18 protein-coding genes are annotated in these 23,544 nt (G+C 68.7%); 8 read left to right on the forward strand and 10 right to left on the reverse strand.

Translation table 11 applies throughout. From position 1 onward, the window contains the following. The 6 genes from EDF69_RS11160 to carA all read right to left on the reverse strand — a co-directional run bounded on the left by EDF69_RS11160 (position 1) and on the right by carA (position 7,501). Positions 1–867, reverse strand: a complete 867-nt coding sequence (locus tag EDF69_RS11160) for a pirin family protein (protein ID WP_132882018.1) — start codon at positions 865–867, stop codon at positions 1–3. Next, positions 864–1,826, reverse strand: a complete 963-nt coding sequence (locus EDF69_RS11165; RefSeq protein WP_132882017.1) for a glutathione S-transferase family protein — start codon at positions 1,824–1,826, stop codon at positions 864–866. The genes EDF69_RS11160 and EDF69_RS11165 overlap by 4 nt, the downstream gene beginning before the upstream one ends. 71 nt (positions 1,827–1,897) lie before the next feature. Continuing rightward, entirely contained in the window at positions 1,898–2,374 is a 477-nt protein-coding gene (gene greA, locus EDF69_RS11170) for a transcription elongation factor GreA (RefSeq protein WP_125960018.1), read from the reverse strand. Between the two features lie 79 nt (positions 2,375–2,453). After that, a complete protein-coding gene (gene carB / locus EDF69_RS11175) occupies positions 2,454–5,786 on the reverse strand; it encodes a carbamoyl-phosphate synthase large subunit (protein ID WP_132882016.1) in 3,333 nt (1,110 codons plus the stop codon). Beyond that, complete coding sequence (locus EDF69_RS11180; RefSeq protein ID WP_132882015.1) at positions 5,787–6,308, reverse strand: hypothetical protein; 522 nt, start codon at positions 6,306–6,308, stop codon at positions 5,787–5,789. Then, entirely contained in the window at positions 6,305–7,501 is a 1,197-nt protein-coding gene (gene carA, locus EDF69_RS11185) for a glutamine-hydrolyzing carbamoyl-phosphate synthase small subunit (RefSeq protein ID WP_132882014.1), read from the reverse strand. Before carA ends, EDF69_RS11180 begins: the two co-directional genes overlap by 4 nt. A gap of 139 nt (positions 7,502–7,640) precedes the next feature. On the opposite strand from carA, the gene EDF69_RS11190 reads away from it, so the two are divergent. The 8 genes from EDF69_RS11190 (at position 7,641) to EDF69_RS11225 (ending at position 19,238) form a co-directional block, all read left to right on the forward strand. Continuing rightward, on the forward strand, positions 7,641–8,096 hold the full coding sequence (locus EDF69_RS11190; RefSeq protein WP_132882013.1) for a GatB/YqeY domain-containing protein: 456 nt from the start codon (positions 7,641–7,643) through the stop codon (positions 8,094–8,096). Positions 8,097–8,145: 49 nt separating this feature from the next. Then, complete coding sequence (gene dnaG, locus EDF69_RS11195; protein WP_132882012.1) at positions 8,146–10,041, forward strand: DNA primase; 1,896 nt, start codon at positions 8,146–8,148, stop codon at positions 10,039–10,041. A 41-nt stretch (positions 10,042–10,082) separates the two neighbouring features. After that, positions 10,083–12,107, forward strand: coding sequence for an RNA polymerase sigma factor RpoD (gene rpoD, locus EDF69_RS11200; RefSeq protein WP_132882011.1), 2,025 nt, complete (start codon positions 10,083–10,085; stop codon positions 12,105–12,107). A gap of 159 nt (positions 12,108–12,266) precedes the next feature. Further along, entirely contained in the window at positions 12,267–12,923 is a 657-nt protein-coding gene (locus tag EDF69_RS11205) for a DUF6975 family protein (RefSeq protein WP_339538326.1), read from the forward strand. 73 nt (positions 12,924–12,996) lie between these two features. Further along, entirely contained in the window at positions 12,997–13,539 is a 543-nt protein-coding gene (locus EDF69_RS11210) for a CHAP domain-containing protein (protein WP_132882010.1), read from the forward strand. A 34-nt stretch (positions 13,540–13,573) separates the two neighbouring features. After that, complete coding sequence (locus tag EDF69_RS11215; RefSeq protein ID WP_132882009.1) at positions 13,574–14,959, forward strand: hypothetical protein; 1,386 nt, start codon at positions 13,574–13,576, stop codon at positions 14,957–14,959. Between the two features lie 74 nt (positions 14,960–15,033). Next, on the forward strand, positions 15,034–17,307 hold the full coding sequence (locus EDF69_RS11220) for a hypothetical protein (protein ID WP_132882008.1): 2,274 nt from the start codon (positions 15,034–15,036) through the stop codon (positions 17,305–17,307). A 272-nt stretch (positions 17,308–17,579) separates the two neighbouring features. Next, positions 17,580–19,238 (forward strand): MFS transporter, encoded by a 1,659-nt coding sequence (locus EDF69_RS11225; RefSeq protein ID WP_165889947.1) that lies wholly within the window; start codon positions 17,580–17,582, stop codon positions 19,236–19,238. Here the strand turns inward: EDF69_RS11225 and EDF69_RS11230 are convergent. The 4 genes from EDF69_RS11230 to EDF69_RS11245 form a co-directional block, all read right to left on the reverse strand. Then, complete coding sequence (locus EDF69_RS11230; RefSeq protein WP_132882006.1) at positions 19,225–20,469, reverse strand: S41 family peptidase; 1,245 nt, start codon at positions 20,467–20,469, stop codon at positions 19,225–19,227. The two genes, EDF69_RS11225 and EDF69_RS11230, sit on opposite strands and share 14 nt — an antisense overlap. Positions 20,470–20,526: 57 nt before the next feature. Next, the gene (locus tag EDF69_RS11235; RefSeq protein ID WP_132882005.1) at positions 20,527–21,213 is read right to left on the reverse strand and encodes a GNAT family N-acetyltransferase; all 687 of its coding nucleotides are present in this window, start codon (positions 21,211–21,213) and stop codon (positions 20,527–20,529) included. 395 nt (positions 21,214–21,608) lie between these two features. Further along, the gene (locus EDF69_RS11240) at positions 21,609–21,869 is read right to left on the reverse strand and encodes a DUF1467 family protein (protein WP_132882004.1); all 261 of its coding nucleotides are present in this window, start codon (positions 21,867–21,869) and stop codon (positions 21,609–21,611) included. Positions 21,870–21,874: 5 nt separating this feature from the next. Then, positions 21,875–23,512, reverse strand: a complete 1,638-nt coding sequence (locus EDF69_RS11245; RefSeq protein WP_132882003.1) for an MBL fold metallo-hydrolase — start codon at positions 23,510–23,512, stop codon at positions 21,875–21,877. Positions 23,513–23,544: the final 32 nt, after the last annotated feature.

Here is a 23,544-nt window from a genome sequence, read left to right on the forward strand (position 1 = left end):
TCAGATGCGAAGGCCGGCGGGATCGCCGAAGCGACCGGCCTGGTAATCGTGGATCGCCTGGACGATCTCCTCGCGCGTGTTCATCACGAAGGGTCCGTGGGCGACGACCGGCTCGCCGATCGGGTCGGCGTGGCCGAAGAGGAGCAGCGCGCCGGCTTCGCTTGCGAGCGCGAGCGTGTCCCCGTCGTGGGCGAGTTCTGCGAGGTGCCATTGCGGGAGCGGCTTGCCCGCGACGGCAACGTTTCCGCGCACGGCGTAGAGGAAGACGCTGCGGTCGGCGGGTGCCGGCAGGCGGACGTCGGCTTCGGGGGCGAGCGATACGACCGACATGAAGACGCCGGTGAGCGAGTCCACCGGACCCTGCCTATCGGCGAAGCTGCCGGAGATGAGCCGCAGCTCGCAGCCGGACCCGAGCGGCAGCACCGGGATCGCATCCGCCTGCACGCCGGTGTAGCGCGGCTCCGTCATCTTGAGGCGGGCGGGCAGGTTCACCCAGAGTTGCAGGATCTCCATCGGGCCGCCGGTGCGCTTGAATGCGGGCGGGGAGAGTTCGGCGTGGATCAGGCCCGAGCCGGCCGTCATCCACTGCACGCCGCCGGCATCGACCACATAGGCGTGGCCGCCGGTGTCGTGATGGGCGAGGCTTCCCTCCAGGATGAAGGTCACCGTCTCGAACCCGCGGTGCGGATGCGGGCCGAACGGGAGGCCGTGGTTGCCGGGCGAATAGGTCTGCGGACCGTGGTGGTTGAGGAACAGGAAGGGGTCGACCTGGGGCAGGCCGGGTCCGGGCAGCGGACGGCGGGTGACGAGGTCCGCAATGTCATCGCGATGGGCGGGGTGTGCGGCGACCAGGCTGCGGTCGGTCATCCGCCGAGCTCCAGCGCCATGTCCGGCCCGACGGGGACAATGCCGGTCGGGTTGATGGTGGTGTGGCTCTGGTAATAGTGGCGCTTGATGTGATCGAAGTTGGTCGTCTCGGCGACGCCGGGCAGGTGGTAGACGTCGCGCACGAAGCGGGAGAGCGCGGGATAGTCGGCGATCCGGCGCAGGTTGCACTTGAAGTGACCGTGGTAGACCGGATCGAAGCGGATGAGGGTGGTGAAGAGGCGGATGTCGGCCTCCGTCAGCGTATCGCCGAACAGGTAGCGCCCCTGCGCTAGCCGCGCCTCCAACGCGTCGAGGGCTGCGAACAGCGGGACGACGGCTTCCTCATAGGCGTCCTGTGTGGTGGCGAAGCCGGCGCGGTACACACCGTTGTTCACGTCGTGGTAGATGCGCTCGTTGAGCGCGTCGATCTCCGCCCGTAGCGGTTCGGGGTAGAAGTCACCCTTGCGCGCGCCGACGCAATCGAACGCGCTGCCGAACATGCGCAGGATGTCGGCGGATTCGTTGCTGACGAGGGTGGCGCGCTGCTTGTCCCACAGGACCGGCACGGTGACTCGGCCGCTGTAGTGCGGATCGGCGGCGGTGTAGACCTGGTGCAGATAGTCGGCGCCGTGGATCGGATCGCCGGTGACGCAGGGGCCGGCGGCGAAGGTCCAGCCGTTCTCCTGCATCAGCCAGTGGACGACCGAGACGGAGACGAGGTCTTCCAGCCCCTTCAGCCGGCGCGCGATCAGCGTGCGGTGCGCCCAGGGACAGGCGAGGCTCACGTAGAGGTGGTAGCGGCCGGGCTCCGCCGCAAAACCGCCCTCGCCGGTTGGACCGGCGGCGCCGTCGGGCGTCACCCAGTTGCGAAACTGGCTCTTGGAGCGTTCGAAGCGCCCGCCCGTCTTGCTGGTGTCATACCAGCGATCCTGCCAAACACCGTCGACGAGCAATCCCATGCGTTTCCTTCCTGGTTGCCCCGGCGGAACGCACGAGCCCGGCGAACGTCCCCGCGCGCCGGGCCGGTCGATCAGATGAACTCGATCTTGGACACCACGTAATAGCGGTCGCCGGCGGGAACCGAGACCTCGACCTCGTCGTCGACCTTGCGGCCGATCAGCGCGCGGCCGAGCGGCGAGTTGTACGAGATGCGGCCGGTCTTGGCGTCCGCCTCGGTCTGGCCGACGATCTGGTACTTCACCGGCTTGTCATCGTCGTCGAGCAGCGTGACGGTGGCGCCGAACACGATCTTGTCGCCCGACAGGTCGCGCGGGTCGATCACCTGCGCGCGGCTGAGCTTGTCCTCGATGTCGGAGATCGATGCCTCGACCTGGCCCTGGCGCTCCTTGGCAGCGTGGTATTCGGCGTTTTCCGAAAGATCGCCGTGCGCGCGCGCTTCCTCGATCGCGTCCACGATCTGCGGCCGTTCTTCTTTGAGACGCTTCAGGTCCTGGATGAGCTTTTCATAGCCCTCCTGGAGCATCGGCATCTTTTCGACGGTCGCCATCGTTGCGGTCCTTCGTTCACGTCCCCTGGCGCGAGCGGACCCGGATGGCCCGCCCGCACCTATCGTCTTGTTCTGGGGATCAGTTGTGCGGCCGCGAATAATAGGCCTGTAGCGGACGCACTTCAAGGGAGCGCCGCGAGAGGGCCTCGATCGCCTGCGCCGTGGCCACGCTCGCCGATGCCGTGGTGAAGTACGGCACCTTCTGCGCGACCGCAGACGCGCGGATGGACTCGGAGTCCCGCAGCGACTGCCAGCCTTCGGTGGTGTTGAAGATCAGCGCGATGTCGCCGTCGAGGATCCGGTCGACGATGTGCGGCCGGCCCTGCGCCACCTTGTTGACGCGCTCGACCGGCACGTCGTGTTCGGCGAGATAGTCGGCGGTGCCGGCGGTCGCGACGATGGCGAAGCCCAACTCCACCAGCAGCCGCGCGCCCGGCAGGATCACCGCCTTGTCGCTGTCCTTGACCGACACGAACACGGTGCCCCCGGTCGGCAGGGTGATGCCGGCGCCGAGCTGCGACTTGGCGAAGGCGGTCGCGAAATCGCTATCGATACCCATGACTTCGCCGGTGGACTTCATCTCTGGGCTGAGCACCGGATCGACGCCCGGGAAGCGGCCCCAGGGGAACACGGCTTCCTTGACGGCGATGTGGTCGATGTTGCGATCGATCGGCGGCAGGTCTGCCAGCTTCTCGCCCGCCATCACCCGGCTGGCGATCTTGGCGACGGGAACGCCGATCGCCTTGGCGACGAACGGCACGGTGCGCGAGGCGCGCGGGTTCACCTCGATGAGGTAGACCTGCCCATCCTTGACCGCGAACTGGATGTTCATCAGCCCCTTCACCGACAGTGCCTTGGCGAGCGCCACCGTCTGGCGCTCGATCTCGGCGATGAGTTCGGCGGACAGGCTGTAGGGCGGGATCGAGCAGGCGCTGTCGCCCGAGTGGACGCCGGCCTCCTCAATGTGCTGGAGCACGCCCGCGACCGTCACGTCGGTACCGTCGCTGATCGCGTCGACGTCGACCTCGATCGCGTCGCGCAGATACTGGTCGATCAGCACGGGGCTGTCGCCGGAGACCTGCACGGCCGTCTGGATATAGTCGTCGAGCTGGCGCTGGCTGTCGACGATCTCCATCGCGCGGCCGCCGAGCACATAGCTGGGACGCATCAGCACCGGGTAGCCGATGCGCTCGGCCACCGCGACCGCCTCGTCGCGGCTGCGGGCGATGCCGTTCGCCGGCTGGAGCAGGCCGAGCTTGGAGACGAGCGCGGCAAACCGCTCGCGGTCCTCCGCCAGGTCGATCGCATCCGGGCTGGTGCCCAGGATCGGGATCCCTGCGTCTTCCAGCGCCTTGGCGAGGTTGAGCGGGGTCTGGCCGCCGAACTGGACGATCACGCCCAGCAGCGTGCCCTTCTGCTGCTCGACATGCAGGATCTCCAGCACGTCCTCGGCCGTCAGCGGCTCGAAATAAAGGCGATCGGAGGTGTCATAGTCAGTGCTCACCGTCTCCGGGTTGCAGTTGACCATGATCGTCTCATAGCCCGCGTCCGACAGCGCGAAGCAGGCGTGGCAGCAGCAATAGTCGAACTCGATGCCCTGGCCGATGCGGTTGGGACCGCCGCCCAGGATCACGACCTTGGTACGCTCGGACGGCTGGCTCTCGTCCTCGGGCTCGCCGAAGGTCGGCGCCTCGTAGGTCGAGTACATGTAGGGCGTCTTGGCCTCGAACTCGGCAGCGCAGGTGTCGATGCGCTTGAAGACCGGGCGGACGCCGAGCTTCAGGCGATGCTCGCGCACCTCCGCCTCGGTCACGCCGCCGGACATCGCCTTCACCACCTCGTGGATCAGGCCGGAGCCCTGCGCGATGCCGCGCTGCATGCCGCGCAGGTGGACCGAGTCCAGCGCGAGCTTGGCCAGGCGCTTGTCGGAGAAGCCCATCGCCTTGAGGCGGCGCATGCCGGCCGTGTCGATCGGCAGGCCGTTGCGCTTCACCTCGTCCTCGGCAGCGATGATCTCGGCGATGCGCTCCAGGAACCAGGGGTCGTACTTGGCGATCGCATGGACCTCGGCGACGGTGAAGCCTTCGCGCAGCGCCTGCGCTGCCACCAGCAGCCGGTCCGGGGTGGCGACCGCGAGCGCCGCTTCGATCAGGTCGCGACGGGCGCCGACCAGCCGCTCGACCTCGTTGAAGCCGCACAGGCCGGTTTCGAGGCCGCGGAGCGCCTTTTGCAGGCTCTCGTGGATGTTGCGGCCGATCGCCATCACCTCGCCCACCGACTTCATCGCGGTGGAGAGCACGGCCTCGGAGCCCTTGAACTTCTCGAAGGCGAAGCGCGGGATCTTGGTGACCACGTAATCGATGGTCGGCTCGAACGACGCCGGCGTCGCGCCGGTGATGTCGTTGGTGATCTCGTCCAGCGTGTAGCCAACCGCGAGCTTGGCCGCGACCTTGGCGATCGGGAAGCCGGTCGCCTTGGACGCGAGCGCCGAGGAGCGCGAGACGCGCGGGTTCATCTCGATGACGATCAGGCGACCGTCCTTAGGATTGACTGCGAACTGGACGTTGGAACCGCCTGTTTCGACGCCGATTTCCCGGAGTACCGCGATCGATGCATTGCGCATGATCTGGTATTCCTTGTCGGTCAGCGTCAGCGCCGGCGCGACGGTGATGGAGTCGCCAGTGTGAACGCCCATCGGATCGATGTTCTCGATCGAGCAGACAATGATGCAGTTGTCCGCACGGTCGCGGACCACCTCCATCTCATATTCCTTCCAGCCGAGCAGCGACTCCTCGATCAGCACCTCGGTGGTCGGCGAGGCGTCGAGGCCGGCGCGGACGATCTTGAGGAACTCGTCCTTGTTGTAGGCGACGCCGCCGCCGGTGCCGCCGAGCGTGAAGCTCGGACGGATGATCGCGGGCAGGCCGACCTTGTCCAGACCCTCCAGCGCCTCCGCCTCGGTATGCGCGATCGCGGAACGGGCGCTTTCGAGGCCGATCTTGTCCATCGCGTCGCGGAACTTCAGCCGGTCCTCGGCCTTGTCGATCGCGTCGGCGTCGGCGCCGATCATCTTCACGCCGAACTTGTCGAGCGTGCCGTCGCGGAACAGCGCGAGCGCGGTGTTGAGCGCAGTCTGCCCGCCCATCGTCGGAAGCACCGCATCGGGGCGCTCCTTCTCGATGATCTTGGCTACCACGGCCGGGGTGATCGGCTCGACATAGGTCGCGTCGGCCAGTTCCGGATCGGTCATGATCGTCGCCGGGTTCGAATTGACCAGGACGATGCGGAAGCCCTCTTCCTTCAGCGCCTTAATCGCCTGCACGCCCGAATAGTCGAACTCACAGGCCTGGCCGATGACGATCGGCCCTGCGCCGATGACGAGGATGGAGGAGATGTCGGTGCGTTTGGGCATTTAGATCGCCAACATGTTTGAAGGAGTAGGAATGATTGCGATACCTAGATCGGCGTTCAGCTTGTTCGCTTGCTCGACGGTCAGCTCTGGCGCTTTCTTCGCGGCCGGATTTGAGTCGTCCAGCGCGTACTTACCATCGCGCCTATCATGAAGAAGGGCCCAGTGCCGATCACCATACTGGATGATCGCTGCGCCACCTCGCTCAAGAACATAATCAAAGACAGTGGCAGGCTGCAGGTCTCGACCTCCAACGCGTCCGAGCCTTACCGCCTCGAACGGCAATTGAAGACGATCACATACGCCGCCAACTATTTCGGCGAGCTGGTAATCGCCGTAGCCTTGTACAACGAAGTCAGCTCGCAAAAGGCCGAGCCTTTCAGCCACGTCCAAGATCACCCAGAACTCATCGGCCTCGTGCACTGCGATTTTAAACTCGTCCCGGCTGCGGAAGAAGTTCAAGATCGAGTAGATGCCACATAAGCCATCGACTTGACCTTGACGCAGTGGCTTCGGACGTTTCACCGCAGCATCCCCACAAACCGCTCGAACAGATAGAAACTGTCCTGCGGGCCGGGGCTGGCTTCGGGGTGGTACTGGACGCTGAACGCCGGCTTGTCGGTGAGTTCCAGGCCGGCGTTGCTGCCGTCGAACAGCGAGACGTGGGTCTCGCGGACGTTGGCGGGCAGGCTGTCGCGCTCGACGGCGAAACCGTGGTTCATCGAGGTGATCTCGACCGCGCCGTCCTCCAGCCGCTTGACCGGATGGTTGGCGCCGCGGTGACCCTGGAACATCTTGGTCGTGGTGGCACCGACCGCGAGGCCGAGCAGCTGGTGGCCGAGGCAGATGCCGAACAGCGGCTTGCCGGTGTCGAGCAGCTGGCGGATCACCGGCACGGCGTACTCGCCGGTCGCGGCCGGATCGCCCGGGCCGTTGGACAGGAAGATGCCGTCCGGGTTCTGCGCCATCACCTCGTCAAAGGTGGCGGTGGCGGGCAGCACGGACACGCGCGCGCCGGCCTGGACCAGGTTGCGGAAGATGTTGCGCTTCGAACCATAGTCGATCGCGACGACGTGGGGCGCGGCGCTGGCCTGCGCGGCCCGCGCCTGAGCCTCGTCGGCCGGGTTCTCGCTGGTGTCGTAGCCGGCGCCCAGGCGCCAGATGCCGCCCTGCCAGCCGTAATGCGTCTCGCAGCTGACGTCCTTGGCGAGGTCCATGCCCTCCAGCCCCGGCCAGCTGCGTGCCTTTTCAAGCAGCGCGTCGATGTCGAACTCGCCGGTGGGCGAATGGGCGATGACGCCATTGGGGGCGCCGCCGACGCGGATGCGGCGGGTGAGCGCGCGCGTGTCGATGCCGGCCAGGCCGATGCGGCCGTGCTTGCGCATCCAGGCGATCAGCGGCTCGGACGAGCGGAAGTTGCTGGGTGCGGTCGGATCCTCGCGCACGATCATGCCGAGCGCGTGGGGATCGTTCGCCTCGATATCGTCGGGGTTGGCGCCGACGTTGCCGATGTGCGGGAAGGTGAAGGTGATGATCTGCCCGGCGAAGGACGGATCGGTCATGATCTCCTGGTAGCCGGTCATCGCGGTGTGGAAGCAGACTTCACCGACGGCGTCGCCCTCGGCACCGAAGCCGCGGCCCCACAACACGTCCCCCGACGCCAGAACGAGTACGCCGGTGGCTCCTTCGGGCGCGGGCATGGGTTTGGCGTCGGCCACTCGGGCGATCCTCCTGATAGGTTGTGCTGACGATGTCGCTAAGCGCTGCCGGCTAAGGCCCACTGGCCGCCGCGTCAATCTGTTAAAGGAGGCAAGTTCCGGCTACCCTCCCCGGCTTTCCGACGAACCGAGAGAACCGATGATTCGCGACACCATCAAGGCTGCGCTGGTTTCCGCCATGAAGGGCGGCGACAAGCCGACGACCGCCACGATCCGCCTGATCCAGTCCGCGATCAAGAACCGCGACATCGAGGTGCGCACCGGCGGCGCCCCCGCCGACGACGACGCGCTGGTGGTCGAGGTGCTGCAGAAGATGGTGAAGCAGCGCCGCGAATCGATCGCCATGTACGAGCAGGGCAACCGCCCCGAGCTCGCCGCGAACGAGGCCGCCGAGGTCGAGGTGATCGAGCGCTTCCTGCCCGCCCAGATGGGCGAGGCCGAGACGGCGGCGGCGATCGAGGCGATCAAGGCCGAGCTCGGCGCCACGGGCATGAAGGACATGGGCCGCGTAATGGCCGAGCTGAAGGCGCGCCATGCCGCCAACCTCGACATGAGCAAGGCGTCGGGCGCGGTGAAGGCGGCGCTGGCGGGCTGAGCCCGAGCGCGCCCCTGCCTGGCGGCGGGGGCGCCGGCGGCGCGTACCCATGAGCCTCTCCCCCCAGTTCCTCGACGAGCTACGCGCCCGCACCATGCTGTCGGCGCTGATCGGCAAGACCGTGAAGCTCCAGCGTGCGGGGCGGGAGTGGCGCGCCTGCTGCCCCTTCCACAACGAGAAGACGCCGAGCTTCTACGTCAACGACGACAAGGGCTTTTATCACTGCTTCGGCTGTTCGGCGCATGGCGATGCCATTCGCTGGATGACCGATCAGCGCGGGCTGCCCTTCATCGACGCGGTGAAGGAACTGGCGCAAGCCGTTGGTTTGGAAGTGCCGGCGCAGGACCGGCGCTCCGCAGAACGCGCCGAGCGCGCGAAGGGCCTCCACGATGCGATGGAGGAGGCCGCGCGCTGGTTCACCGAGCAGTTGCACGGGCTCGCCGGTGCCGAGGCCCGGGCGGCGCTGGAGCGGCGCGGCATTTCGGCGAGCACGGCGCGCAGCTTCGGGCTGGGCTACTCGCCCGACTCGCGGGGTAAGCTCAAGGAGGCGCTGGGCAGCTATGGCGACCCGATGCTGGTCGAGGCGGGGCTGCTGATCCAGGTCGAGGACAAGGCGCCCTACGATCGCTTCCGAGGCCGGCTGATGATCCCGATCCGCGACGTGCGCGGGCGGGTGATCGCGTTCGGTGGGCGTGTGATCGGCGACGGTGAACCCAAGTACCTCAACTCCCCCGAGACGCCGCTGTTCGACAAGGGGCGTACGCTCTTCAACCTCGATCGCGCGCAGGCCGCCGCCCGCAAAGCCGGCCGCGTGATCGCGGTCGAGGGCTATATGGACGTGATCGCCCTCGCCCAGGCTGGATTCGGGGAGGCGGTGGCGCCGCTCGGCACCGCGATGACCGAGGCGCAGCTGGAACGGCTGTGGCGGATGGCGGACGTGCCGATCCTGTGCTTCGACGGCGATGCCGCGGGGCAGAAGGCGGCGATCCGCGCGGCGCATCGCGCGCTGCCGCTGCTGGGGCCCGGCCGCAGCCTTTCCTTCGTGACGCTGCCGCAGGGACAGGATCCGGACGACCTGGTGCGCAGCAAAGGACCGGGCGCGTTCGAGGCGCTGCTGCGCGAGCCCGAGCCGCTGGTCGAGCGGCTGTGGAAGCAGGAGCTTGCCGCAGAACCGCTGACGACGCCGGAAAACCGCGCGGGCCTGAAGCGCCGGCTGGGCGAGCTTGCCCGCACGATCGGCGACCCGATGGTGCGCGACGAGTATCTGTCGGAGTTCCGCAACCGCTGTGACGAGGCGTTCGCGCCGCCCGAGCGGAAGCGGCAGTGGCAGGGCGGCGGCGGTGGTTCGTGGCAGCGCGGCAACGGGGGACAGCAGCGCGGCGGCAACCGACCGGGCCAGCGCGGCGGCTGGCGTCCGCCCGAGCCCCCGCCCTCCGACACCGCGCGCCAGATCGCGCAGGGGATCGACCCGGTGCTGGCGAAGGCCGTGGTCGCCGGGCTGATCCGACACCCCGCGCAGATCGCCCGGCACCTGGAGGTGCTGGGATCGCTTCGCCTAGCCGACGGTGCGCTCGGGCGGTTGTTCGAAGCGGTCGTCGATGTGGCACTTGCCGACCGGCAACTTGATAGCGGCGGAGTTCGTACCATATTGGCGAAGTCTGGTTTCAACGACATCGCAAACGAACTGCTGAGGGCGGATACCCTGCCCTTTTCGTTCACTCGTCATGACGGGGACGACGAAGCGCGGGCGGTGGCGGACCTGGATGAGGCGATCGCCGTTCTGGTGACGCGTCCCGCGGTGGATGCGGCACTGGCGGAGGCGACGGCAGCGTTGCAGGCCGGGCTCGATGAGACCGCATTCGAGCGTCAGGTGGCGCTGGTGCAGGAACAGGAAGCGCTCAAGGCGCGTCTTGCAAATCTGGTGCTGGCAGACGAAGACGATTAGAATCAGGCCGGATTTCAGTCCGGGTTTTTCGAGGGCAATTGATGGCGAAGGCGAACGGTGGCGGCGACGACACGATGGAGACGGGCGACGCGCCGCTGATCGATCTGAACGAGGGATCGATCAAGAAGCTGATCGCGCGCGCAAAGAAGCGCGGCTACATCACGGTCGATCAGCTCAACGAGATGCTGCCGCAGGACCAGATGTCCTCGGAGCAGATCGAGGACATCATGGCCGCGCTCAATGAAATGGGCGTGAACGTCGTCGAGAACGAGGAAGCCGGCGAGGAAGGCGACACCGAGCAGGCCGCCGACGACGGCGACGAGGATTCGGGCGACCAGCAGGACGATTCCGCGCCTGCGTTCGAGGCGGTCAAGAAGAAGGAGACGGTCGATCGCACCGACGATCCCGTCCGCATGTACCTGCGCGAGATGGGTGCCGTCGAGCTGCTCAGCCGCGAGGGCGAGATCGCGATCGCCAAGCGCATCGAGGCCGGCCGGGACACGATGATCCTGGGGCTGTGCGAAAGCCCGATCACCTTCAACGCGATCATCGGCTGGTCCGAGGCGCTGAACGAAGGCACGATGCAGCTGCGCGAGATCCTGGATCTCGACGCGATGCTGTCGAAGGGTCCGTCCGCCGAGCAGGTCGAAGCCGCCGAAGACGACGAAGGCGACGAGATCAACGAGAAGAGCACCGGCCCGACCTTCAAGGAAGAGGAAGAGCCGGAAGAGGAATCTTCGGACGACGAGGACGGCGAGCGCCGGGGCCCGCGCAACTCCGACGATGAGGAGGAGGACAACACCCTCAGCCTCGCGCAGATGGAGGAGACGCTCAAGCCGCAGGCGCTGGAGAAGTTCGCCAACATCACCGCGATCTACGAGCAGTTCTCGCGCATGCAGGGACGCCGGCTGGACGCGATGTCGTCGGGCGGCGAGCTGTCGGCCAAGGACGAGGCGACCTATCAGAAGCTGCGCGAGGACCTGACGGCCGAGGTCGAGAGCGTCCAGTTCCACCAGGCGAAGATCGAGTATCTCGTCGACCAGCTCTATGCGTTCAACCGACGCCTGACGACGCTGGGCGGCCAGATGCTGCGCCTTGCGGAGCGCCACAAGGTGCCGCGCAAGTCGTTCCTGGAGCAGTATGTCGATCACGAGATGGACGAGCAGTGGCTGACCTCGGTCGCGACGCTCGACAAGAAGTGGAAGGCGTTCGCCGAGAACGAAGCCGCCGCCGTCGATCGCATCCGCAGCGAGGTCGCCGAGATCTCGCAGCAGACCGGCATGGCGCTCACCGAGTTCCGCCGCATCGTGAACATGGTGCAGAAGGCGGAGCGCGAGGCGCGCATCGCCAAAAAGGAGATGGTCGAGGCGAACCTGCGCCTCGTGATCTCGATCGCCAAGAAGTACACCAACCGCGGGCTGCAGTTCCTGGACCTCATCCAGGAAGGCAACATCGGCCTGATGAAGGCGGTGGACAAGTTCGAGTATCGCCGCGGCTATAAGTTCTCGACCTATGCGACGTGGTGGATCCGGCAGGCGATCACCCGCTCGATCGCGGACCAGGCGCGGACCATCCGCATCCCGGTCCACATGATCGAGACGATCAACAAGCTGGTGCGCACCAGCCGCCAGTTCCTGCACGAGCAGGGCCGCGAACCGACCCCGGAGGAGATGGCCGAGCGCCTCTCCATGCCGCTGGAGAAGGTGCGCAAGGTGATGAAGATCGCCAAGGAGCCGATCTCCCTCGAGACGCCGATCGGCGACGAGGAAGACAGCCACCTAGGCGACTTCATCGAGGACAAGAACGCGATCATCCCGGTGGACGCCGCGATCCAGGCGAACCTGAAGGAAACCGTCACCCGCGTCCTGGCCTCGCTCACCCCGCGTGAGGAGCGCGTGCTGCGCATGCGCTTCGGCATCGGCATGAACACCGATCACACGCTGGAAGAGGTCGGGCAGCAGTTCTCGGTCACCCGCGAGCGCATCCGCCAGATCGAGGCAAAGGCGCTCCGGAAGCTCAAGCATCCGAGCCGGTCTCGCAAGATGCGCAGCTTCCTCGACCAGTAAGCACCAGAAGGCCCCGGAAAGCAGCGCTTTTCGGGGTCTTTCTTTTGTGGCGCCCCGGCGACACGTGCACGGTCTGTTTACGCCCTTCTGCTACGCGTCCGGGCATCAGCGGGTGCCATGGCGGCTCCTGGGCATGGAGGCGACGGAGGAGACCGGTCCGTGGGTGGGGTGATCAGCGCGACGGCGCCGGACGCATGGTCCATGGTGTCGTCGCTGGCGAAGCGCGACGGCAGTGCCGGGCAGCCGCAGCTTGCGGCGCTCGCCCGCGACGCGTGCGACCCACGCGACGTCGCCGATGCCGCCCATCACCTCTGCTTCCTCCACGGCCGGCAGCCCGGCGTCATCGAACATGCGGCGGCCCATAGCGACTTCGACTTCGCGCGCGACTGGCTGATCGAGGCGGCGGCGGGCTTCGCCCAGGAGCGCGGCCATCTGGTGGCGCTTGCCGCCGCGGCGGGGCCGATGCCGAGCACGCCGTGCCAGGCCAATACCGAAGCCGCGATTGCGGCGCAGCGCCACGCGATCGACATGCTTTCGCAGTCCGAGCGTCGTGGCTGTGCGCTGGGCGCTGCGATCGCACTGGTGCTCGACTGGCCGGCGATCCGCACCGGCCTCGATGCGGCGGCGATCCGCCAGGGGGCCGACCCGGTGCCGCTCACCCTGCCCGACTCGGCCGCAACCGCCGACCTGGTCGCCATGCTCGCTGCCAACCGGGCGACCGAGCGGGCGATGCTGTTCGGGATGGAGCAGCTGCTCGCCCAGCACCGCGGGCTCTGGGACCTGATGGAGGCACGATCGGAAGCCCGCGCCGGCTGATTACCCGTGCTTTTGCGATCTTCCCTGCGCGCGCGTTAACCGACAGGTTAGGAAGCCGGGCTACCACCGCCCTATGTTCGCTTCGATGCTCAGGGGCGCGCTCTGCCTCTCCCTTGCTGTCACCGCGACGCTGCCCGCCGGCGCACGAACCCTGCTCGACTATACGGGCGAGTGCGTGCCCTTTGCGCGCACCGCGTCGGGCGTGCAGATCTATGGCGATGCCTGGACCTGGTGGGACCAGGCGAAGGGCAAGTACGAGCGGGGCCATGTGCCCAAGGTCGGCGCGGTGCTGGCGATGGCGAAGTCCGAGCGGCTGCGGCTCGGCCATGTCGCAGTGGTCAGCCGGATCGTCGACAAGCGCGTGCTGATGGTGACCCACGCAAACTGGTCGCGGATCGGCGGCACGCGCGGGCAGGTGGAGCAGGACGTGACGCTGTTCGACGTCTCCCCCGACAACGACTGGACGCAGGTGAAGGTCTGGTACCGCGACAGCGATGGGCTGGGCGGCAGCATCTATCCCGCCCACGGCTTCATCTATGGGGACAAGCCGGTGGCCGAACTGAGCGGCAAGAGCCCCGATTACGTAGGATCGCTGATCGACGCCTATGCGCGCTGACCCCTGCCCGCTAGCCTGAGCCTAGGGGGTACGCATGGGGGCGTGGAAGCAGGACGAGCGCTGGGCGCTTGCGGTCGTCGCGACAGCGATCGTGGCGGGGCTCGCGCTGCGCATCGCGGCGGGCACCGGGGCGCTGTGGCTGGACGAGGCATGGTCGGCGGTGTTCGCCCGCGATGCGGGGACGCCGCTCGGCATCCTCTGGCTGATCAACCACGACAACAACCACCACCTCAACACGCTGTGGATGCAACTGGTGGGGTTCGATGCACCGCCGCTCCTCCAGCGCGGGCTGGCGATCGCGTCGGGCACGCTCACCATCGCCGTGGCGGCGGCGATCGGCTGGCGACGCAGCCCCCTGGCCGGGGCGATCACGGCGGGACTGTTCGCGTTGTCGCCCGCGCTGGTCTGCTACGGTTCGGAAGCGCGCGGCTATGCGCCGATGCTGCTGGCGTTCGCGACGGCGGTGCTGCTGGTCGACCGCTGGCTCGCCGCCCCTGAACGAGCGCCCGGAGCAGCGAGCCTCGCGATGGCGCTTGGCCTGGGGCTGCTCGCCCAGGCGACGATCGTTTTCGGGCTGGCGGCGCTGCTCGGTTGGGCGGTGATCGAGCGGCGGCGCGTCGTCGGCCCTGACACCGTGGCGCGCGAGATGCTGCGCATCTTCGGTCCTGCCCTGCTGACGATGGGCGTGATCGTCGCGCTGATGTGGCTTGCCGCGCACATGAGCGCGACCGGCTTTGCCGTGGGCGGGGTGCAACCGCACAGCTGGGCCGGCTGGGCGCATGCGCTGTCGCAGCTGCTCCACTATACGCTGGGGCTGCCGCCGCTAGTGGGCGCGGTGGTTCCGCTGATGCTGTTGCTGGCGCCCCGGAGCCGGCTGCGTGACCTGGCGCTGTGGAGCGCAATCGCCTTTCCGCTGGTGCTCGCCCTGCTGGCGCTGCCCAACAGCATGATGCCGCGCTATTATCTGGTCGGCAGCGTCGGGCTGCTGCTGTGGCTGGGCGAGTGGCTGGCGCAGCTTGCCGAGCGTGGCGCCCGGGCACGGGCGGCGGTCGGCGTGGCGCTGCTCGCCGGGGCGGTGGCGATGCTGGCGACCGACCGGCTGCTGATCCGCGACCAGCGTGGCGACCCGGGGCAGGCGATTGCCGCTATGGCCACGCTCGCACCTCGAGGGACGACCGTGGTGGTACACCGCGACCGCGAGACGGCAGTGCTCGATGCGGCAGCGGCTGCACGAGGATATCCGCTGGAGGTGCGGGTCGCGCCCTGCCCGGCCGCGCCGTTCGTTCTGGTCGACCGGGACGGCGATCACCCCTTCCCCGCGCACGTACGCGCGTGCGGCCATGCCTATGCGGTGGTGGCGGAGCGCCGTGCTCAGGGTCTGTCCGGTCTGCACTGGCAGCTGCTGCGTCGGAGCGACTGATCCGCCCGCGGCCGCGCCGAGGCGAGAGGCCGGCCGGTGTTGCGCAGGCGCAATAAATGCTACAGCCCCGCCCCATGGATTCCGGCTTCAGCACCGCGGGCGAACAGGCGCCAGACGTACAGGCATATGCGGGCGAGACGCGCCGCTCGTTCGAACCCGTGCAGGACGAGGCCGAAGTGCAAGCCCCCTCGGCGAAGCGCTGGCTGCTGCCCGCGGTCGTGCTGGTGCTCGCGCTCGGGTGGGTGGCGCTGATGGTGTCGCTGGCGGGACCGTGGCTGGGGAGCGGTCCCTTTCCGCCGCAGGTCGCGAGCTTCGTGGCGGCGCTGTGCGTGCCGCCGATGCTGCTGGCGATCCTGTGGCTGGTCTTCCAGCGCAACAGCGCGGCGGAAGCGCGGCGGTTCGGCGACGTGGCAAGCGGGCTGCGTGCGGAGACCGAGCGCTTGGAACAGTCGGTCGCGGCGCTCACCGAACGGCTGGCGGCGAATCGCGCCGAACTGGCGGAACAGGCGAACACGCTGCTGGCGCTCGCCGGCAACGCCAGCGAGCGGCTGGCAGTGATCCGCAGCGGCATGGCGCAGGAGAGCGAGGCGCTGAAGCGCCACACCGACCTGCTGGGCGGCACCGCGCGTGAGGCCGAGCAACGGCTGCAGCGGCTGGTGCAGGCGCTGCCGGATGCCCGGGCCGAGATCAGCGAGATTGCCCAGGCGGTTGAGCGCGCGGGCACGGCCGCGACCCGCTCGGCGGGCGAGCTCGACACTCGGCTGGTGCAACTGGCGGAGCATGGACGCGTCGCAGGCAGCGAGGCCGGGGCGGCGAGCGAACGGCTGGCGCAGCATCTCGCGCGGATCGAGGCGGCGGGCGACTTTGCCGGCGCACGGCTGGAAACGGTCGCGGGCAGCATGGTCGACATGATCGAGGCGGTGCTGGAGCGGACCGGCAGTGCGATCGAGAACGCCCGCTCGGCGCTTGCCGCCGAAGGCGATGCCGCGATCGAGCGGCTCCAGCGCGAGCATCTGGCGATCGAGCGGACCGCGCGCGAGGGGGGCGAGGCGCTGGACGCGCGCATTGCCCGCATTGAGGAGGGATTGGTGCGGATCGGCGCGACGCTGGACGAGCGGCAGCGCGAGAGTGATGCGCTGGTGCGCAGCCTTGCGGACGGGATCGACGACGTCGATGCGCGCTTCGCCACGCTGCATGCGACCGGCACCGAGCGCGCCCAGGCGCTGGCGGCGGCGATCGACGCGCTGCGCAACCTGGTGGGCTCGACCACCGCGGCGATGCGCAACGGCGATGCGACGGCGCAGGAAGTGATCACCACGGCCGAGCGGCTGCTGACGGCGCTCGACGCCTCGGCGCGCGAGCTGGACGAGACGCTGCCGGCGGCGCTCGAGCGGCTGGACCAGCGGCTCGCCGTCACGCGGGGCGCCGTCGCTGGTACCGCGCCGGAAGTGCGCGCGCTGGTGCAGGACGCCGAGGCGACGCAGCAGGCGGTGGAGAAGGTGGGCGCGCTGATCGAGGGCCAGCGCGTGGCGCTGAACGACGCCGCACGCACCATGGCCGAGACGCTGGACACCGGCCGCGAGCGCGTGGACGGAGTCCATGTCATCGTCGATGCGACGGTCGCGACCACCCGGCGTTTCGCCGAGGAGGCAGCACCCCAGCTGATCGAGGCGCTGGAGCAGATCCGCGCGACCGCGACCGGCACCGCGGAGGACGCGCAGAACGCGTTCGACCGGATCGTGCCGACCGCCGCCAAGCGGCTCCAGACCGAGAGCGCCGCCGCGCTGTCGCGCGCGATCGACCGGGCGGTCGTGCAACAGGTCGCAGCCCTGGGCGAGGCTGCGACCAAGGCGGTGGAGACCGCGCACCGCGCCTCCGACCGGCTGGCGCAGCAGCTCGGCCAGATCGCGGAGACCAGCGCCGCCATGGAAGCACGCCTCGCCGAGCATGAGGCGGAGCGTGAGGCATCCGACACCGACACGCTGGCACGCCGGGTGTCGCTGCTGATCGAGGCGATGCATTCGGCCTCGATCGACATCACCCGGGCCTTCTCGCAGGAAGTGACCGACGCCGCCTGGGCCGCGTATCTGAAGGGCGACCGCGGCGTCTTTACTCGCCGGGCCGTCAAGCTGATCGACTCCGCCCAGGCGCGCGAGATCGCCCAGTTCTATGACGAGGATGCGGGCTTCCGCGAGCAGGTGAACCGCTACATCCACGACTTCGAGGCGATGCTGCGCCAGATCCTGACGCTGCGTGACGGATCGCCGCTGGGCGTGACGCTGCTGTCGTCGGACATGGGCAAGCTCTACGTCGCGCTCGCCCAGGCGATCGAGCGACTGCGCGGCTGAGCCGGCCGCGGAAAGTTAGTCGAAAGTTAGTCCAAGAACCGCCTTCCCCGCGTCCCCGGCCGACGGCGCCTGAAGGCCGCCGCCGGGACGTGTGCCCGGCGAGTCAGATCAGAGGCGCGCGCTGTAGGAAAGCCCCCGCCAGCGTTCCGGCGGCAGGGTTGCCGCTTGGCCGCTGGCCGATATCGCGCCCGCGATGCAACTTCTGGGGCCGCCCACCGCTCTAGCCGGGTCTGCAAGTCAAAGCCGGCGGGGTGTTGCCGATGCCTTCTGCGGTGCTGCGTACCATTCTGGCCCCCCGCGCGACGATCTCGCCGGAAGCGCGCGAGCGCGGCTTGCGCTTCCTGCTGATCGACGCCGCCTTTGCGACCGCGATCGGCGCGCTCAACAGCGGCGTGGTGCTGCTGGCACTGGCGCTGCATATCGGGGCGAGCGAGATCGAGATCGGCGTGATCGCGGCCATCCCGCTCCTGACCCAGATGCTCCAGGCGCCGGCCGTGACCCTGGTGGAGCGGGTCCGGCGGCGGCGGCTGATCTCGGTCGCCTGCGTGTTCGGCGCGCGGCTGGCACTGCCGGTCTATGCGGCGGTTCCGCTGATCCCGGACCGGAACATCGCCGTCGGCGTGCTCGTCGCCGCAGCACTGCTCCACTATGGCCTGAACGCGGTGGGCGCCTGCAGCTGGAACAGCTGGATGCGCGACTTGCTGCCCGAAGAGCAGCTGGGGGCGTTCTTCGCGCGCCGCAACCTCTATGGAACGGTGGTGGGGGCGGTGGCGACGCTGCTGGCAGCGTTCGCGCTGCAACGCGCGGGGCGATCGGACGCGGGCGGCGACCGTGTCTATGTGGCGCTGTACCTGATCGGCTTCCTGTGCGGGCTGGCGAGCACCGCGGCGCTGGCGCGGGTGCCGGAGCCGTGGATGGGACGGCGCCGTGGGCGGCCTTCGCTGCGAAGGCTGCTGCTGCGGCCGCTGCGCGACCGCAACTTCCGCTCGGTGCTGCGCTACCTGGCGAGCTGGCAGTTCGCGGTGAACCTGGCGACGCCGTTCTTCACCGTCTATTTCGTGCGCGAGTTGGGCTTTTCGGTGGGCTTCGTCCTCACCCTGACGGTGGCGAGCCAGCTGGCCAATGCGGCGGTGGTGCGCGGCTGGGGGAGCCTGTCCGACCGGTTCACCAACAAGTCGGTGCTGACGGTCGCCTCCCCCCTCTACCTGCTGTGCGTCGCCGGGATGATCTTTGCCGACGACTTCACCGGCGAGCTGTCGCGACCGGCCTATCTGCTGGCGCTGCACCTGGTGATGGGCGCCGCCCAGGCCGGCGTCGGCCTCGCGGCCGGCAACATCGTCATCAAGCTGAGCCCGGCGGGCGCGGCCACCAGCTACATGGCCACCAACGCGCTGGTGGGGGCGCTGGCATCCGGCGCCGCGCCGATCGTCGGCGGCTGGCTGACGGAGTTCTTCGCCGCGCGCAAGCTGCACCTGTCGATCGACTGGACGAGCCCGAGCGGCACCGCCGAGCTGTTCGGCGTCGGCATCGCGCATTGGGAGTTCTTCTTCCTCCTGTCCGCGGTGCTGGGGCTCTATGCGCTGCACCGGCTGTCGGTGGTGACGGAGTTGGGCTCGGTCGAGCGGCGCGAGGTGATCCAGCACATCGTCCAGTCTGCGCGCTACAATCTGCGCAACGCCTCCTCGGTCGCCGGCGTGCGCCAGGCGCTCGCCTTCCCCGCCGACGCGCTCATCAAGTCACGGGAGGGAACGCGCTTCCTGGTCGAGGCGCTGTTCGAGCGCCACCGCGACACGCGCGCGCCGGAGGTGGCGCAGGAGGCGGTCGACACCATGCTGGACGCCGCGTTCGAGCCGCCCGCCGACGACCTGTTCGACGCGCTGGTCCGCCAGCTCGACGCGGAGCCCGGGCGGGAGCCGCCTAGCGCCGGATAGCCGCCAGCACCGGATCGTGGCTGCCGTCACGCTCGGCACGGGGAAGGTAGAGGCGCGGGCGATAGGCTTCGCGCGGGAGGCCATCGACCGTGAAGAGCTGTTCGGTGCCGAGATCGATCCTGGCGGCGGAGCCGTCGATCGTCTCGTTGCTCAGCGCGCCGAGCAGGTCCCCGAGATCGCTGCCCACGGTGGTGGCGCCGATCGCGTCGAAGCCGATCATCAGCCCCTCCCCCATGCTGCCCGTCCAGCGGCCGCCGGCGACATAGACCTTGCCCGCGTAGCGCGCGCCGAAGGGGGCGACGTACTCGGCGAACCGGCGCGGCGGCCCGAGCACGCGCGACTCATAGGGGATGACGTGCACCTGATAGGGCCGTTCGTGATCGACGAAATGGCCGAGGATGCCGCGCGCGACGCTGGTGTTGCCGCCGCTGGGCGTGTTGCGCAGGTCGATCAGCAGCGTGGTCGTGTCGGCGAGGCTCGCCAGCGCCTGCGAGAATTGCGCGATCAAGGCCTGATCGCCGAGCGAGTTGTGGATGCGCAGGATGCCGAGCGTGCCTTGCCGCTCCACGCTCAGCAGCGGGCCTTCCTGCACCCGCTTCGCCTGATCGGTCGTGGCGGCCAGGGCGACGGTGCGGCGGCGGTGCCCGTCGGTTACCTCCAGCGTGCGCGGGCGCCTGCGAGTGCCGGCAAGCGCCATGTTGAAGGCGAAGTCGACCTGGGTCGGGGCGAGCGTCGCGAAGGGTCGGCCGGTGATGGCCTCGATCGCCGCGCGCGGTGACCGGCCGTCCAGCGCCCGCACGATCATACCGGTCTTGATGCCCTTGGCGAGCGCATCGCTGTCGGCTCGCACCTCCTCGATCCGGAACGTGGTGCCGTCAAAGCTGCCGAACAGGTCCGAGGCGGTCGGGATGACGGCCCAGTCGTCCAGATCGAGCGGGCCAACGACGAAATGCGGGTCGGCGAAGTTGTGCGCGACGAGCTGGAGCGTGTCGATGAAGGTCTTGTCGTCAGGCGCGCGGCGGGCCTGTTCGGCGAAGTTAGAGAGGATGGCGTTACCGTCGATACCGGGGCGGTCGAAATAGCCGTAGCGCTCCCGCAACAGGGTTTCGAAGGACGCCCATGCGGTCGCGGCGTCGAACGGCTTTGCCGCGGGCGTCGATTGTGCATGGGCCGCGGGGGCGGAGAGCAGCAGCAGGGCTGCCAGCGGAACGGTGGCGCGGCGGAGGTCCATCGCGCGACCATCCGACACCGGGCGGCAGAATGGCAAGCCCGGCATCCTGCGGGCGGATCAGGCTGCGGTGAGCCGCGTCATCAGGATTTCGCGGCGGTGCCGGAAGCCGAGGCGTTCGTAGAGGGCGATCGCGGCCTGGTTGCTGGCATAGGCGTGCAGGAACGGCGTGTCGCCGCGGGCGAGGATGCCGCGGGCGACCTGGCGCATCAGTGCGGCGGCGTATCCGCGGCCGCGATGATCGGGGTGGGTGCAGACGCCGCTCACCTCGGTGAAGCCGTCGGGCTGCATGCGCTCGCCGGCCATGGCGACGAGGCGGCCGTCCTGGCGGATGCCGACGAAGCGGCCGAGCTGGTGGGTTTTTTCGAAGAACGGGCCGGGTTCGGTGAGGGTCGCGAGCGCGAGCATCTCGGGCGCGTCGGCGTCGCCGAGCGGGATGGGTTTGACGTCGGGTGCGCTCGCGTCGGTGATTTGCGTTGCCACCATCTGGACGCCGACGTCCTGGGACACGACCGTGAGACCGGGGATCGACGGAGGGGCACCCGCCTGTAGCAGTGCGACGTCGCCGTGCTCGATCACCAGCGCGGCAAGGCTCGCGAGGCTGGGCTCTGCATCGTCCGCGAGCGCGGCGAAGACGCCATAGGCTGGGTGATAGCGGCGGGCTGTGCCGTGGACGACCGCGAAGCGCGCGTGGCGGCCGTGGAGCGCGGAGAGGGCTGGAAGGTCGAGAGGGTGCGGTGCCGTCATGGGGCGGAGCTTAGTCGGAGTGGGGGTGCGCCGGTAGCGGGAGCGTGGCCGGCGTGCCGCGAGCTTCGGGCGGCGTCGCAACTGGGCCCCGGCCTTCGCCGGGGTACGGGTTGGAGCTTTGGGGTTGGCCGGTGGTTAGTTGCGGGGGTTCGGCTTTGGCCACACCCTGCCCCGTGATCGTACCCCGGCGGAGGCCGAGGTCCAGGTGGGGGCCGGTTGCGGCGAAATGTGCTGCAGCATTACCCCCTTGCTCGCGTCACACCGTGCTCCTGCGCAGGCAGGAGCCCAGGGTTATGAAGCGCGCCGCTTGTGGCTCTGGGCTCCTGCCTTCGCAGGAGCACGGTTTCGGGCGGTACGCGGTGGTCCGATCCACGCGGGGCCGCCGCCATTCTCGGCTAGCCGAAGAAGTCGAGGTTCTCCGGGGTCAGCCAGCCATAGATGTAGTTGAGGTAGAACAGGCCGAAGAGCATGAGCGACACGATCGTCGTGCGCAGCGCGATCCTGCCCGGGGCGAAATGGGCAGGCGCGCTTTCGGCCTGGCCGGGGACGTGGGCGTGGCCCGCCTCCTCGGCCGTGCGCATGCCGAACGGCAGGACGAGGAATGCGCTGAGCACCCAGAACAGCAGGTAGATCGCCAATGCCGACTGCCAGCGCATATCCCTCAGGCCTCGATCAGGAGGACGTCCACGATCGGCTTCTTGCCGGTCCAGCGGGTCGCGACGCGACGGACGGCCAGGCGAAGCTGCTCGCGCAGCTTCTCACGGTCGCGGCCGCCCTTGCGCACCGCGGCCTCGGCGGCGTCGGCGGCTTCCTCCAGGAACGGGTCGCGCTCGTCCTCGACCGGCACGCCCTGGGCGCGAACCACCGGCGAGCCGACCAGGTTGCCGCGGCGGTCGATCGCGACCGCGACCGACATCTGGCCGTAGAGCGAGATGCGGCGGCGCTCGTTGATGGTGTTGCCGTCCGCCGGCAGGATCACGTCGCCGTCGAGCGCCAGGCGGCCGACCACGGCGTGGCCGATGCGGCGCGGATCGCCAGGCGCGAGGCGCAGGATGTCGCCGTTCTGCTGGGTGATCGCATCGGGCACGCCCTGGGCGAGCGCGAAGCGGGTGTGCTCGGCGAGATGGCGGGCTTCGCCATGGACCGGCACGACCAGATCGGGGCGGATCCACTTGTACATGGCCGCGAGTTCCGGCCGGCCGGGGTGGCCGGAGACGTGGACGTGCGCCTGGCGATCGGTGATCATCTCCACGCCCTTGGTCGCAAGCGCGTTCATGATGCGGCCGATGGCCACCTCGTTGCCGGGGATCTGCTTGGAGGAGAAGACGACGCGGTCGCCCTGCTCCAGGCTGATCTGGTGGCTCCCCTCCGCCACGCGGGCGAGGGCCGCGCGCGGCTCACCCTGACCGCCGGTGGCGATGATCAGCACCTCGTTGCGGGGCATCGACATGGCGGTGTCGAAATCGACGGTCGCCGGGAAGTCGGTGAGATAGCCGGTGGCGCGAGCGACGCGGAGGATACGGTCGAGCGAGCGGCCCGCGACGCAGACGGCGCGGCCGGTCTCCTGCGCGACCTTGCCCAGCGTCGAAAGACGCGCGGCGTTGGACGCGAAGGTGGTGACCATCACGCGGCCGCGCGCGCTGGCGACGGTGTCGAGCAGCCCGGCATAGACATCGTCCTCGGAACCCGAGGCGGTGTCGTTGAGGACGTTGGTGGAATCGCAGACCAGCGCGAACACGCCTTCGTCGCCGATCGCCTCGAGCTCGGCCGGGGTGGAAGCTGCGCCGACCAGCGTGGTCTTGTCGAGCTTCCAGTCGCCGGTGTGGAACACGCGGCCGTGCGGCGTGTCGATCAGGAGCGCGTTCGCCTCGGGGATCGAATGGGCGAGCGGCACGAAGCGGAAGCCGAACGGGCCCGCGCGGAAGCTGCCGGCGCGCTCGATCACCTTGAGCTCGACGGTGTCGGCGATGCCCTCTTCCTCGAGCTTGCCGCGGATCAGGCCGGCCGTGAACGGCGTGGCGTAGATCGGCACGTCGAGGTCGGCGGCGAGATAGGGCAGCCCGCCGATGTGATCCTCATGCCCGTGGGTGATGACGATGCCGACGAGGTCGTCCAGGCGATCCTCGATGAACTGGAGGTCGGGCAGCATCACGTCGATGCCGGGATAGGCCGGATCGGCGAAGGTGATGCCGCAATCGACCATCACCCACTTGCCCTGGGTTCCGTAGAGATTGACGTTCATGCCGATCTCGCCCGAACCGCCGAGCGCGACAAATAGAAGTTCGTTTCCGGGAGTCACTGGGTTCTTTCTTCAGGTAACTCGCCGCCATC

It is taken from the genome of Sphingomonas sp. JUb134, from assembly GCF_004341505.2.
GTDB lineage: Bacteria > Pseudomonadota > Alphaproteobacteria > Sphingomonadales > Sphingomonadaceae > Sphingomonas.

Coding starts and splice junctions, on each gene's coding strand:
- EDF69_RS11160 (WP_132882018.1), bottom strand. CDS start 867: ATGACCGACCGCAGCCTGGTCGCCGCACACCCCGCCCATCGCGATGAC.
- EDF69_RS11165 (WP_132882017.1), bottom strand. CDS start 1,826: ATGGGATTGCTCGTCGACGGTGTTTGGCAGGATCGCTGGTATGACACC.
- greA (WP_125960018.1), bottom strand. CDS start 2,374: ATGGCGACCGTCGAAAAGATGCCGATGCTCCAGGAGGGCTATGAAAAG.
- carB (WP_132882016.1), bottom strand. CDS start 5,786: ATGCCCAAACGCACCGACATCTCCTCCATCCTCGTCATCGGCGCAGGG.
- EDF69_RS11190 (WP_132882013.1), top strand. CDS start 7,641: ATGATTCGCGACACCATCAAGGCTGCGCTGGTTTCCGCCATGAAGGGC.
- dnaG (WP_132882012.1), top strand. CDS start 8,146: ATGAGCCTCTCCCCCCAGTTCCTCGACGAGCTACGCGCCCGCACCATG.
- rpoD (WP_132882011.1), top strand. CDS start 10,083: ATGGCGAAGGCGAACGGTGGCGGCGACGACACGATGGAGACGGGCGAC.
- EDF69_RS11210 (WP_132882010.1), top strand. CDS start 12,997: ATGTTCGCTTCGATGCTCAGGGGCGCGCTCTGCCTCTCCCTTGCTGTC.
- EDF69_RS11215 (WP_132882009.1), top strand. CDS start 13,574: ATGGGGGCGTGGAAGCAGGACGAGCGCTGGGCGCTTGCGGTCGTCGCG.
- EDF69_RS11220 (WP_132882008.1), top strand. CDS start 15,034: ATGGATTCCGGCTTCAGCACCGCGGGCGAACAGGCGCCAGACGTACAG.
- EDF69_RS11230 (WP_132882006.1), bottom strand. CDS start 20,469: ATGGACCTCCGCCGCGCCACCGTTCCGCTGGCAGCCCTGCTGCTGCTC.
- EDF69_RS11235 (WP_132882005.1), bottom strand. CDS start 21,213: ATGACGGCACCGCACCCTCTCGACCTTCCAGCCCTCTCCGCGCTCCAC.
- EDF69_RS11240 (WP_132882004.1), bottom strand. CDS start 21,869: ATGCGCTGGCAGTCGGCATTGGCGATCTACCTGCTGTTCTGGGTGCTC.